This window comes from Clostridium sp. (assembly GCF_047777555.1).
GTDB lineage: Bacteria > Bacillota > Clostridia > Clostridiales > Clostridiaceae > Clostridium_H.
In genome coordinates this window covers 20596-33155 of sequence record NZ_JBKEEV010000005.1, presented here as the reverse complement: position 1 = coordinate 33155, position 12560 = coordinate 20596, and the positions used below count along the sequence as shown (strand labels likewise).

The 12560-nt window shown below is 31.1% G+C and carries 14 protein-coding genes; all 14 read left to right on the top strand.

Annotation, left to right across the window (positions count from 1 at the left end; translation table 11 throughout):
• Nucleotides 1-50 precede the first annotated feature (50 nt).
• The gene (locus ACFWTK_RS09305) at nucleotides 51-533 is read left to right on the top strand and encodes a GNAT family N-acetyltransferase (protein ID WP_415875743.1); all 483 of its coding nucleotides are present in this window, start codon (nucleotides 51-53) and stop codon (nucleotides 531-533) included.
• Nucleotides 534-700: 167 nt separating this feature from the next.
• Nucleotides 701-1282: a C40 family peptidase gene (locus tag ACFWTK_RS09300; RefSeq protein WP_415875742.1), complete on the top strand. Its 582-nt coding sequence runs from the start codon at nucleotides 701-703 to the stop codon at nucleotides 1280-1282.
• Between the two features lie 264 nt (nucleotides 1283-1546).
• A complete protein-coding gene (locus tag ACFWTK_RS09295) occupies nucleotides 1547-2236 on the top strand; it encodes an SPOR domain-containing protein (protein WP_415875741.1) in 690 nt (229 codons plus the stop codon).
• Nucleotides 2237-2384: 148 nt separating this feature from the next.
• Nucleotides 2385-2645, top strand: a complete 261-nt coding sequence (locus ACFWTK_RS09290) for a DUF4321 domain-containing protein (RefSeq protein WP_061857148.1) — start codon at nucleotides 2385-2387, stop codon at nucleotides 2643-2645.
• A gap of 10 nt (nucleotides 2646-2655) precedes the next feature.
• Nucleotides 2656-3231 (top strand): Maf-like protein, encoded by a 576-nt coding sequence (locus tag ACFWTK_RS09285; RefSeq protein WP_415875740.1) that lies wholly within the window; start codon nucleotides 2656-2658, stop codon nucleotides 3229-3231.
• Nucleotides 3232-3246: 15 nt separating this feature from the next.
• Nucleotides 3247-3933, top strand: a complete 687-nt coding sequence (gene radC, locus ACFWTK_RS09280; RefSeq protein ID WP_061857146.1) for a RadC family protein — start codon at nucleotides 3247-3249, stop codon at nucleotides 3931-3933.
• Between the two features lie 26 nt (nucleotides 3934-3959).
• Nucleotides 3960-5060, top strand: coding sequence for a rod shape-determining protein (locus tag ACFWTK_RS09275; RefSeq protein WP_415875739.1), 1101 nt, complete (start codon nucleotides 3960-3962; stop codon nucleotides 5058-5060).
• A 9-nt stretch (nucleotides 5061-5069) separates the two neighbouring features.
• Nucleotides 5070-5915 (top strand): rod shape-determining protein MreC, encoded by an 846-nt coding sequence (mreC, locus tag ACFWTK_RS09270; protein ID WP_415875738.1) that lies wholly within the window; start codon nucleotides 5070-5072, stop codon nucleotides 5913-5915.
• A gap of 11 nt (nucleotides 5916-5926) precedes the next feature.
• A complete protein-coding gene (gene mreD / locus ACFWTK_RS09265) occupies nucleotides 5927-6418 on the top strand; it encodes a rod shape-determining protein MreD (RefSeq protein WP_415875737.1) in 492 nt (163 codons plus the stop codon).
• 17 nt (nucleotides 6419-6435) lie between these two features.
• Nucleotides 6436-9465, top strand: coding sequence for a penicillin-binding transpeptidase domain-containing protein (locus ACFWTK_RS09260; protein ID WP_415875736.1), 3030 nt, complete (start codon nucleotides 6436-6438; stop codon nucleotides 9463-9465).
• Between the two features lie 140 nt (nucleotides 9466-9605).
• On the top strand, nucleotides 9606-10238 hold the full coding sequence (minC, locus tag ACFWTK_RS09255; RefSeq protein WP_415875735.1) for a septum site-determining protein MinC: 633 nt from the start codon (nucleotides 9606-9608) through the stop codon (nucleotides 10236-10238).
• Between the two features lie 14 nt (nucleotides 10239-10252).
• On the top strand, nucleotides 10253-11050 hold the full coding sequence (minD, locus tag ACFWTK_RS09250; protein ID WP_415875734.1) for a septum site-determining protein MinD: 798 nt from the start codon (nucleotides 10253-10255) through the stop codon (nucleotides 11048-11050).
• 12 nt (nucleotides 11051-11062) lie between these two features.
• A complete protein-coding gene (minE, locus tag ACFWTK_RS09245; RefSeq protein ID WP_415875733.1) occupies nucleotides 11063-11329 on the top strand; it encodes a cell division topological specificity factor MinE in 267 nt (88 codons plus the stop codon).
• A gap of 104 nt (nucleotides 11330-11433) precedes the next feature.
• A complete protein-coding gene (gene rodA, locus ACFWTK_RS09240) occupies nucleotides 11434-12552 on the top strand; it encodes a rod shape-determining protein RodA (RefSeq protein ID WP_415875732.1) in 1119 nt (372 codons plus the stop codon).
• Nucleotides 12553-12560: the final 8 nt, after the last annotated feature.

The window sequence follows — 12560 nt, the reverse complement described above, 5'->3', positions numbered from 1 at the left end:
TTAAAGGAAAATTGCTCTCTATGTAGAAATAAAATATAGAGGTGTGGTTTATGTTCCATATTAACTTAGAATTTGATGATATAAAAATTTCAAGCATAGAAAAAGAAGACTTACTTGGAGTATATGGTTGGCTTCAGTATGAAGATAATTTTATTGAATATGATGACTTTTACGAAAGATTTTTAGAATACTACCTTAATGAGTGCGAGTTCTTTTTGAAGGTTTATAAAGATAAAGATTTAATAGGAATAATTAAAGGAAAAGTAGAATTTAAAAATCCTAATGAAGTTTGGTTGGTTTATTTTTTAATAGGAAGCAAAGCAAGAAGTAAAGGTCTAGGAAGTCAGATATTAAACTATATTATAAATTATTTTTCAAAAGACTGCGGAATAGTTAGGTTTTATGCAAAAATCCAAAAAACAAACTTTAAAACTTTAGGCTTTTGGAAGGAAAATCAATTTAATCCTATAAAGTTATTACAAGGAGTAGATGATAAGAGCATTATATTGGTGAATTGCAGTGATAAGATCTAGTATTTATTGATACTGATAACAATGTTGACAAGAATTTACTTTATAAAATATAATTTAAAATATATATAAATATTTATGCAAGGATAAAATATGAGTCAATTTGCAGGTGTAGTATAGAAGCTTATGATAACGTTAACATAATTAATATATTTTAGGAGGAAGTAAGGATGAAGATTAAACAAAGAAAAATTTTAATTAAGGTCCTGTTTTTATTTGTAGTTACTGCTGTGATGTATATTAATACTTATGAAGCCAAAGCGGATACGGGAGTTCAAGAAACTAATAGTACCAGTGTCCGTTCCGCGAAGATACAGAGTAATAGGGTAATAAAGGTTCCACAAGCTAAATCAGAAAAAGAAAGGATATCAAGGGGAAGCAGCAGTGTGTCTAGTAGTTTAGTTGAATATTCATATAAGTTTTTAGGCAAACCTTATGTTTGGGCATCTTCCGGTCCCAACTCTTTTGACTGCTCAGGATTTACTTCTTATGTTTATAAAAAATTTGGATATTCTCTTCCTCATTATACAGGGGCTCAAGCTGAAATGGGCAGATCTGTATCTAGAAAAAGTTTAAAGGCTGGTGATTTGGTATTCTTTAATACGTCGGGATCCAATAGCCATGTTGGAATATATATAGGTAATGGCAAGTTTATACATGCATCCTCAGGACGAAAAAGAGTTATGGTAAGTGAATTGAATGAATCTTATTATGAATCCAGATATTCAAAGGCAAGAAGAATAATAGAATGATAAATACATATATAATGAATATCTAAGAAAAAGTCTCAGTCGAATTTGATTGGGGCTTTTTAGCATAAAAAAAATTTATAAATAATATAGAACTAAGGGAAAAATTGTTAAATTTATAGGAATATTATATATACTAGATATGATTATTTTTTAAAGAAGAAAGATAAAAATACTAATCTTTTTAATATGGGAAATTAATATTAGCATTTATTTCTGGAAGTATAATAAATCAATTTAGGAGGATGATTATGGGATATACTAGATATGATTTATAAGAAGAAAAGTTATAAAAATATTATGGGATATACTTTCATGTTTATCTTTTTAATATGTGGAATATTAATATTAGCATTTATTTCTGGAAGTATAATATCAAATTTATTTATAAAAGATATTAATAAGCAAGGTTCTTCCAATTCTACGAAGATTCCAAAGAAAAGTGTACAACCTATCTTAGATAAAAAAATTTTAGCTATTCAATGTGGGGTTTTTTCTAATAAAGAGAATGCTGAAAAAATAAAAACAAGCCTATTAGCTATTGGTAAACCTTTTATAGTGGAAGAAAATAATAAAACAAAAGTGATTCTTGGGATATACACTGAAGATAAAGCAAATGAAGTTATAAAAAAACTTGAGGAAAATAAGATAGATTTTTCTAAAGTAAGTTTTAAATATGATTTAAACAACCCCTGTGATTTGCAAATAATTCAGATTGTGGATGCAGAACTGCAGATTTTGGACAAATTATCCAAGGATGAAGTAAAATCAGTACAGACAAAGCAATTAAAAGAATGGTGTGCTAATCTAAAAGAAGTAAGTGAAGATGATAAGAATTATAGTGTGTTATCAGATTTAAAAAAATACGTAAGTAATTTACCACAGGAAGTGCATAAAGAGAATTTAGAAGAATATAATATATATTTATATAAAAAATTAAAGGAATTAAAGATATAAATATGTAAAGACATTCCAAAATTATTTTGGGTGCTTTTTTAAAATATAGTATAAAATAAATTCATAAAAATTATATATTTAATGACTTGTTTAAGAATTTATTAAATGTTAAACTATATAAGATAAAAAAGTTAAAGGAGTACATAAAGTGAGGGGTAACGCTAAAAGTAATAATTTTTTGGTTTTTATGGTATTATTAGGAGGAATATGCGGAAGTTTCCTTGGAGAAGTTCTTGGAAATAGTTTTGAAGCATTAAGCTTTTTAAAAAATACTTATCGTATTGGAACTTCAAATCCATTTATACTGAATTTAAAAGTTGTTGAGCTTACTTTTGGAGTTAACTTTTATGTAAACATAATGGCTATAATCGGAGTAATTTTGGCTATATTATTATATAGAAAATATTAGGAGTGATCTTATGAACTTGGTTTTAGCATCCGCTTCCGAAAGGAGACAGGAACTTCTTCGAAGAATTACTAATGATTTTTCTATAATTGCAAGCGATTTTGATGAGGAAGGAGTAAAGTTTAAAGGAAACTGTAGTGATTATGTAATGGAGCTTGCAAAAGGAAAAGCGTTAGACGTGGCTAGTAAAATTGATAATGATGCTATTATAATAGGATGCGATACTATAGTTTCCTTTAAAGACCATGTGCTAGGAAAACCAAAGAATAAATCAGAAGCTTTTAGTATGTTAAAGTTGCTCAGCGGAAACATTCATCAAGTATACTCTGGAATTGCTATTGTTGACACAAAAATAAAAAATATTAAAATAGATTATGTATGTACTCACGTTAAATTTTCTTCTCTTAGCGATGAAGAAATAAAAAAATATATAGCAACAGAAGAGTCTATGGATAAAGCTGGAGCTTATGGTATACAAGGATTTGGTGGAGTGTTTGTTGAAGAAATAAAAGGAGATTACTATAGTGTAGTAGGTCTTCCTTTAAATAAATTAAACAAAATGCTTAAGGAGATGGGGGTAAATCTATAGAAGGAGCATATATGTATGAAAGATATGTTTAAAATTATGGATTTGCCAGAATGTGAAAGACCAAGAGAAAGACTTTTAAAATATGGAGCAGAAGCTTTATCTAATAGTGAACTTCTAGCCATTATTTTAAGAACTGGTACACAAAAAGAAAATGTAATAAATTTAAGCAGTAGAATATTAAGCCAAAGTCGAGGATTAAATGGACTTTTAGGTTTGTCATGTGAAGAAATTATGAGCTTAAAAGGTATAGGCAAGGCTAAAGCATCTCAAATTTTAGCTGTAGCAGAGCTGGCTAAAAGGTTTAGAGCTTACAAATCAGGAGATATATATTCAATAAAACAGCCTAAGGATGCTGTAAGCTTAGTTATGGAAGAAATGAGATATTTTAGAAAAGAACATTTAAGGGTTATAATGCTTAATACTAAAAACGTAGTGATATCCATGAAGGATGTATCCATAGGAAGTTTAAATTCTTCTATAGTTCATCCAAGGGAAGTTTTTAGTGAAGCTATAATAAAAAACAGCGCTTCAATTATAGTATGTCACAATCATCCTTCAGGAGATCCTACTCCAAGTAAGGAGGATATTGATGTTACTGAAAGATTAAAAGAATGTGGCAAGCTTTTAGGAATTGATTTATTAGACCATTTAATAATTGGAAATGGAAGTTATATAAGTTTAAAAGAAAAGTGCATTTTATAGGTTGTAAATTGAAAGGAGAATTAACTGTGGGATTATTTGGAATGACTAAGGACATTGGAATAGATTTGGGTACAGCTAACACCCTAATTTATGTTAAAGGAAAGGGAATAGTTTTAAGAGAGCCTTCTGTTGTAGCTATAAATAAGATTACAAATAAGGTTTTAGCAGTTGGAAATGAAGCAAAACAGATGATAGGAAGAACTCCTGGTAATATAGTTGCAATAAGGCCATTAAAAGATGGAGTAATTGCAGATTTTGATGTTACTGAGGAAATGCTTAAAAGTTTTATAGCTAAAGTATGCTCAAGATCAGCATTTACTAGTCCAAGAATAGTAGTGTGTTTCCCATCAGGAATAACAGCTGTTGAAAAAAGAGCTATTGAAGAAGCTAGCAAAAGAGCTGGTGCTAGAGAAGTTTTCTTAATGGAAGAACCTATGGCAGCAGCAATAGGAGCTGGTCTTCCAGTACATGAACCTACTGGAAGCATGGTTGTTGACATAGGAGGAGGAACTACTGAGGTGGCAGTAGTGTCTTTAGGTGGTATTGTTACAAGTAAATCTCTAAGAATAGCAGGAGATGAACTTGACCAGGCTATTATAGCATATATCAAAAAAGAATATAATCTTATGATAGGTGAAAGAACTGCTGAGAATATTAAAATGGAGATAGGTTCAGCATATCCAGTAAAAGAAGAAGATGTAGCTGCAGCAGTAACAGAAGAGGAAGAAGAAAAAGAAAAAGGAAGCGAAAATGTAAGTCTACAAAAGGTGAAAATAAGCGCTGATGGAGAAAGAAAAATGGAGATAAGAGGAAGAGACCTTATTACAGGACTTCCAAAAGTTATCGAAATAGGAGAAGAGGAGATTAGAGAAGCTTTAAGTGAGCCAGTAGCTTCAATTGTTGATGCTATTAAAACTAACTTAGAAAAGACTCCACCAGAGCTTGCAGCAGACATAATGGATAAGGGAATAATGCTTACCGGAGGAGGAGCTTTGTTGAGAGGTCTTGACAAACTTATTCATAATGAAACTCATATGCCAATACACATAGCTGAATCACCACTTGACTGTGTTGCAGTAGGCGCAGGCAAGGCACTAGATAATATAGATAAAATGAGTAGGAAGTAAAGAGTAGATATGTCATTCCTGAAAAATAAACTGACAGTAACTGTTATTGTGCTGTCAGTTAGCTTTTTATTATTAATTGGGTATACTGTAAAAAAAGAAAATATGACTACTGCGGAAAATGGTATAGGTGTTGTTTTGAATACGGTGCAAAGTGTTGTGTATAAATTTAATAGTAAAGTTAAGGGCAGCATAAGCTTTATTACTAATTTTGGTGAAATAAAAAAGGAAAACGAAAAACTGAGAGCAGAAAACTTTGAGCTTAAAGATAAAGCATTAAAGTATGATGCTTTATCTAATGAAAATGAGAGATTAAGAGAAATGCTTAATTTTAAAAATCAAAAGGATGAGTATAAATACATAGGATGTGACATAATCGGTAAAAGTGGAGATAATTGGCTCGATGGATTTATAATTAATAGAGGCTCTAATGATGGAATAAAAAAGAAGATGGTAGTAGTTACTGGTAGGGGATTAGTTGGACAGGTAACTGATGTAGGAAATAATTGGTCAATAGTCGAATCCTTAGTGAATGAAAATATAGCTGTTGCAGGAATGGTGAATAGTACTAGGGAAAACGATGGAGTTATAAAAGGATATAGGGATTATAATGATAAGCTTTTGGCTAAACTATATTATCTTCCTTTGGATTCCAAAGCTAAAAAAGGAGATATTGTACTAACTTCTGGACTTGGAGGATTGTATCCAAAAGGAATAAGGATAGGAACTATTATAAATATAGAGGAAGATAAAGGGAAACTTATAAAAAATGCTTTGGTTGAACCAAGTGTAGATTTCAATAAGTTAGAAGAAATGTTTGTAGTAATTCCTAAAAATGAAAGAGAAGTTAAATACTAAGGTGAGATAATATGAAAAGAATAATTACTGTATCGCTATTATCAATATTATTTTTGATTCTAGATAATACACTTATGCCCTTTTTTTCTATTAAAGGGGCATACCCTAGTTTATTGTTTGTTTTTGCTATATGTTATTCGATTATAGCTGGAAGCTGGAGTGCTGTTTTTATAGGAGTTTTATCTGGATTATTGCAAGATGTTTATTTAACAAACGGACTTGGAATTAACATGTTAATCAACATGTTAATTTGCTTAATTGCTGCAGAGATTGGAAAAACTATCTTTAAGGATAAATCCTTAATACCTATTATTGCTGGTTTTTTTCTGAGCATTTTAAAAGGTATTTTAATGTTTGCAATATTATATATAGTAAAACAATATACTGATGGTAAACTTATACTATATATAAGTATTTACAATATGATAGTAACCATTTTTATGTACAAGAAGGTATATAAACTTTCAAATGTAGATTTTATGATGAAGAATTGGAAATTTTAAAAGTGGTGATTGAAACTATGAAAAAATCAAAAAAACAAATTAGCCTAGCAAAAAAGAAAAAAGATAAGAAGTTTAATAGATATACAGCTTTAGTGATTATTATGGTAATTGTATTCTCTTTGATTATATCAAAACTTGTCTATCTTCAGATAGTGAAAGCAGATGAGTATAAAGAGATGACAAGTAATAAGTCTATTAGGAACATCTCTATAACTGCACCAAGGGGTAATATAATAGATTCCAAAGGAAATATTCTTGCTGAAAGTAAGCAGGGATATACTTTAGTGTTTACAGAAACAAATGAAAGTAAAAAAAATTTTTTTACAACTATGGCTAAGGTATTTAAAATTTTAGATGAAAATGGAGAGGTCCAAAAGGACGATTTTGAGCTTAAGATAAATCCATTTAGATTTGAATTCAGCACTGATAATGCTAGTACAAGAAAAAACTTGGAGCTAAGATTTAAAAAAGATAGAGGAATGGATGATAAGATAAGGCAAGAACTATTCCCGGATAAGAAAAAGGATGAATTAGATGATGATGAAAAAGCAAAGATTGATGAAGAACTTTTAAAGAAAACTCCAGAGGACACTTTCAATTACCTATTGGATCTTTATGGAATAAATAAAGAAGAAAATAAATTAGTATATACTGAACTGTTTACAGCCTTAGAAAATAGTTCGAATGAAAATGAAAATTTACAACATTATTTAAAGGAATATAATGTAAAGGCTAAAGAAAAAGATGAACAATTTGCTCAGCTTTATAAAAATATGCCAAATGAAGTTTTTGACGGACTTGTATCAAAATATAATATAAACAAAAATAAATATTCTATTGAAATAAAAAGAAGATTCATGCTTGTTAAGGATGCTATGAAACTTCAAAGCTATTATGGATTTAAGCCAGTAGTAGTGGCATCAAATATAAAGAAGAATACAGCTTTTATAACTATGCAGGAATATGAGGAACTTCCTGGAATAGAAGTTACTATGGAACCTGTAAGAGTTTATCCTTACGGAGAGTTAGGCTCAGCTTTTTTGGGATATCTATCTAAAATTAATTCTTCACAGCAAGAGCAGTATGAAGAAAAAGGGTATGACACTAGTTCGGATTATATAGGTGCATCAGGTATAGAGGGCGCATTTGAGAGTACTTTAAGAGGTTCTAAAGGAACTAAAATTGTTCAAATAAATAAGCAAGGAAGAATAATGAAAGAGCTTGGAAGAAAAGAACCATATCCAGGAAAGACTGTTCAGCTTACAGTAGATAGAGATTTACAATATGCCGCTGAAAAGTCCCTTGAGGATGTAATGAAGCAACTTCAAGCAGCAGGTAGGGTAGGCGACGTAGATACATCTAATGCTACAAGGGCAGCGGCTGTAGTACTAGATGTAAAAACTGGAGGAGTCCTAGCTATGGTAAGTAAGCCTGGATATGACCCTAATTTGTTTGCTGTACCGGGTAGACTTACTCCAGAATTGCAGCAGCAATACTTTAGCCCAGATTTAGAAGCATTTGGAACTAAATATGTTCAGAATTTATTAAAAACAAATTATATAGCAAGAGATGCTTACAAAGGAATGTCTATACAACAGATAGTGGATAAGCTATTTCCAATAGATAAGACTATAAAAAATAACACTACTATAAGGCAAGACTATTATGACATATATCCGAAACCTTTATATAACTATGCTACAAAAGGACTTACGCCTCCTGGTTCTACTTTTAAACCATTGACGGCTGTTGCAGCTTTAGAAGAAGGAGTTGTAAACGGAAATGAATCTATATACACATCAAGCATCTTTACGAAGCATGGATATCAAGGCAGAAACTTTAATAGTATAAACTATGGAAAAGTAGATTTAATAACTTCTTTAGAAAAATCTATTAACTATTACTTTTTTGAGTTAGGAGATAGACTATATCAACAAAAGAAATATAATGGCGGATTTGATGCTATAGCTCACTATGCTTGGATGTTTGGGCTAGGTGCGCCACAAGGAGTAAAGCCAGCAACTGGTATTGAAATTTCTGAAAGGTTTGGTCAAGTATATAATCTAGAGACAGGAAGAAGGACATTTTCTACACTGTATTTAGACTCCCTATTAGGCTATTTGGCTAAAGGAACTGACTCTAGAACATCAGGATATGCTACTCATTACATTGGAATAAGTATTAGTAATAATGAAAATGATGATGAAGATGTTAAAAAGCTTAAAGAAAAACTAAGAAGTAGAATACTGGAAGAAATGCAGTATAAAAAGAAGGGTACAGAAGATATAAAGAATATGCTATTTGAACTATCTGAAAAAGATGATGTCATTAAGAATAAATATGAAAACGGATATGCTCAGTACTCTAAAAGCTATACTGGTGATGTTAGCAAAAAACTCAGCTACGATAAATATGTTAAAGATCAAATAGAGCAGGCTTGGCTGGCTATTGTGTATTCTATTGATGACGCTAATTTTAATATTAACAATCAAAATAACGTATATGATGCATCCATTGGTCAAGGTACAAATCAATTTACCCCATTACAGCTTGCAAATTATATTGCAACCCTTGTAAATGGAGGAAACAGGTATAGTGTGCATTTAGTAGATAAGATATTGGATCAAGATGGTAATGTAGTTAAAGAATATAAACCAGAAATTATTGAGAAGGTAAATTTAAAGCCGGAGACAATTGAAATTGTAAAATTAGGAATGAAGGATGTTACTAGTGAAGGTACAGCAAGCGGTGCTCTTGCAGACTTTCCTATAAAAAATGGTGGAAAGACTGGTTCAGCAACTTATAATAAGTTTCAAGATAATTATGGAAGAGCATCCTATGGTGTATATGTAGGGTTTGCTCCATATGATAATCCAGAGATAGCAGTTGCAATTGTTATATATGACGGTGGCCATGGTGGAAGCATTGCCCCTGTTGCAAGAGCTATATATGAGACGTATTTTAAGGATAGATTAAAGAATGAGTATCCAGAATATGTACCTATGTATAATTATAATGTAGATAACACTAGTAATAAGTCTCAATAAAAGACTCAATTAGAAGTAAATAGAGTGCAACAGTAAAAAACCAGATATATATCTGGTTTTTTTAAAATTTATTTTAATTAAAGAAGGAATTATGAAAACAATGTTGAAATATAACCATAGGGCGTTTATGGAGGGTTAATATGTTGAAAGACGGTATAATATTAAAAGGGAATAAAGATGGCTTAAGTGTAGTAATTGACATGAATAAATTTGAAAATTTTGATGATATGATGGAGGACTTTGTACAAAGGTTAACCCTTGGCAAAAAATTTTATAGGAATGCAACTATAAAAATCATAACACAGCTAAAGGAATTTAATGAAAAGCAGATAATTGTATTGAAGGATGTTTTATTCGATGAATTTATGATTAAAGATTGCATTTTTGAGGAAATAGAAGAATCAAAAAGTAAAACTTTTTTAGGAGTATATGAAGGACGAACAAAGTTTTATCGTAAAACTTTAAGGAGCGGACAAATCATTAGATATCCAGGAAATATAGTTATAATTGGAGACGTAAATCCAGGATCTGAAGTTTATGCTGGAGGAAATGTAATTGTCTTAGGTAATTTAAGAGGAAACGTTCATGCCGGAAACTCTGGCAATACGAAGGCGATTATATCTGCTTTTAGACTTCAGCCAAAGATTCTCCAGATAGCAAATGTAATGACACGTGCTCCAGAAGATGATGAAAAACCTTATTACCCTGAAGTTGCCAAAATAAAAGATGGCACTATAATAGTAGAACCATATTTACCTAATAAATTTGTATAATGGAGGAAAAGATTATGAGTGAAGCTATAGTAATAACATCAGGAAAAGGTGGAGTTGGGAAAACCACAACCACTGCTAATATCGGAACTGCCATTGCATCACTTGGGAAAAAGGTAGTTGTAGTAGATGGAGATACAGGACTTAGAAACCTAGATGTACTTATGGGTCTTGAAAATAGAATTGTATTTACTCTTCTTGATGTAGTAGAAGAAAGATGCAGAGTTAAGCAAGCTCTTATTAAAGATAAGAGATTTCCTAATTTATTTCTGCTTCCAACTGCTCAGACAAGGGACAAAAATGAAGTAAGTCCAGAGCAGATGTTAAATTTGATAAAAGAGTTAAAAGAAGAATTTGATTATATACTTATTGATTGTCCAGCAGGAATCGAACAAGGATTTGAAAACGCAATTATAGGAGCTGATAGGGCACTTGTAGTTGTTAATCCAGAGGTCACATCTGTTAGAGATGCTGATAGAGTCATTGGAAAGTTAGATGCAAGAGGGCTCGAGAATCATCAATTGATCGTCAATCGCTTGAGTTATGATATGGTAAAAAGAGGAGATATGCTTGATGTAAATGATATTTTAGATAGCTTAGCTATTAAACTTATAGGAATAGTTCCAATAGATGAAGAGATAACTGTAGCTACAAATAAAGGGGAACCAGTAGTACTAAATGATAAGGCTATATCAGGACAAGCATTTACAAATATAGCAAAGAGAATTTTAGGTGAAAAAGTGCCTTTTATGACATTGAGTACTAGCGAAACAGGTTTTTTAGCTTCGCTAAAAAAAATATTTAAGCGCAGATAAGGAGGAAATTATATGGACTTATTTAAGTTGTTTTCAAGCAAACCTTCCTCTAAAGAAGTAGCTAAAGATAGGCTTAAGCTGATTTTAATTCATGATAGATCAAATGTCTCTCCAGAACTTTTAGAGATGATGAAAAACGATATATTAAATGTAATTTCAAAGTATGTAATAATTGATGATAGTGAAGTTGATGTAAGGCTTACGAGAACAGAGGAAGTAGAATGCAGTTCTCCAGCCCTTGTAGCTAGTATACCTATAAAAAAGATGAGGGAAAGATAATCAGGAATCCCAAATTTAACAAGAAGCTATGCATAAAATTATAAATTTGCGCATAGCTTTTTGTTATTTATATGATATAATTTTCTTTGTATGGAGGGATTATAGTGCTAAAAAGATTTAAGATAAGCAAAAAACTTCTAAGGCAGCTGGATTATAGTGTAATAGTTATAGCAGTACTCATAGTTTTATTTAGTTGTATAAATATATATAGCGCTACATTCAGAAATGTAGGTATATATTATGCTAAACTTCAATTCATATGGATGCTTATGGGGCTTTTGGTGGTATATTTAATACTGCTAGTAGATTATGCGGTAATAGGTAATTATGCGAGTATTATATATTGGGCAGGCATAATACTGCTAATATTAAACAACTTTGTTTTAGGAAGCGTTCATAAGGGTGCTAAGGGATGGATAGGAATAGGATCTCGTGCTATACAGCCTTCTGAGTTCGCTAAACTAGGTATGATAATTATGTTAGCTAAGCTTATAGATGATATGGAGGGAAAAGTAAATGAACCTAGAAACTTCTTTAAGCTAGCATTTTATGCTATATTACCTATGACTCTTATAGTAATACAGCCAGATATGGGTATGACTATGGTTACATTTTTTATAGCTCTAGGCATATTCTTTATAGCAGGATTAGACTTAAGGGTGATTTTTGGTGGACTTACTGGAATAGCAGCTCTTATAGTGATCATATGGAATTCTCCACTTATGAAAGGTTATTGGAAAGGTAGGCTTCTTTCTTTTATAAATCCTGAAGCTCATGGACAAGGATTAGGCTTTCAGCTTAATCAATCTCTTATGGGAATAGGATCTGGTAAAATTTTAGGATCAGGTTTTACTAAGGGACTTCAAGTTGCAGGAAATAACGTTCCAGAAGCTCATACTGATTTTATATTTGCAGTAGTTGGAGAAGAATGGGGGTTAATAGGAGCTCTAGTGCTATTATTTTTATATGGATTATTGCTTTATAAATTCATAAAGATTTCAAAGGGATCTAAGGATTTGTTCGGTTCCATAATAGCAGTAGGAGTTATTTCATCATTTCTATTTTCAATATTTCAAAATATAGGTATGACAATTGGACTTATGCCAATTACAGGAATAACATTGCCTCTTATGAGCTATGGAGGAAGTTCTACTTTATCTAACTTTATGTCTATAGGATTAGTTTTAAATGTAGGCATGCGAAGGAAAAAAATTAATTTTTAGGGGGGGAT

Bases quoted from the DNA above. Each gene is read 5' to 3' on its own strand.
- ACFWTK_RS09305 (WP_415875743.1), top strand. From the start codon at position 51: ATGTTCCATATTAACTTAGAATTTGATGATATAAAAATTTCAAGCATA.
- ACFWTK_RS09300 (WP_415875742.1), top strand. From the start codon at position 701: ATGAAGATTAAACAAAGAAAAATTTTAATTAAGGTCCTGTTTTTATTT.
- ACFWTK_RS09295 (WP_415875741.1), top strand. From the start codon at position 1,547: ATGATTTATAAGAAGAAAAGTTATAAAAATATTATGGGATATACTTTC.
- ACFWTK_RS09285 (WP_415875740.1), top strand. From the start codon at position 2,656: ATGAACTTGGTTTTAGCATCCGCTTCCGAAAGGAGACAGGAACTTCTT.
- radC (WP_061857146.1), top strand. From the start codon at position 3,247: ATGAAAGATATGTTTAAAATTATGGATTTGCCAGAATGTGAAAGACCA.
- mreC (WP_415875738.1), top strand. From the start codon at position 5,070: ATGTCATTCCTGAAAAATAAACTGACAGTAACTGTTATTGTGCTGTCA.
- mreD (WP_415875737.1), top strand. From the start codon at position 5,927: ATGAAAAGAATAATTACTGTATCGCTATTATCAATATTATTTTTGATT.
- ACFWTK_RS09260 (WP_415875736.1), top strand. From the start codon at position 6,436: ATGAAAAAATCAAAAAAACAAATTAGCCTAGCAAAAAAGAAAAAAGAT.
- minC (WP_415875735.1), top strand. From the start codon at position 9,606: ATGTTGAAAGACGGTATAATATTAAAAGGGAATAAAGATGGCTTAAGT.
- minD (WP_415875734.1), top strand. From the start codon at position 10,253: ATGAGTGAAGCTATAGTAATAACATCAGGAAAAGGTGGAGTTGGGAAA.
- minE (WP_415875733.1), top strand. From the start codon at position 11,063: ATGGACTTATTTAAGTTGTTTTCAAGCAAACCTTCCTCTAAAGAAGTA.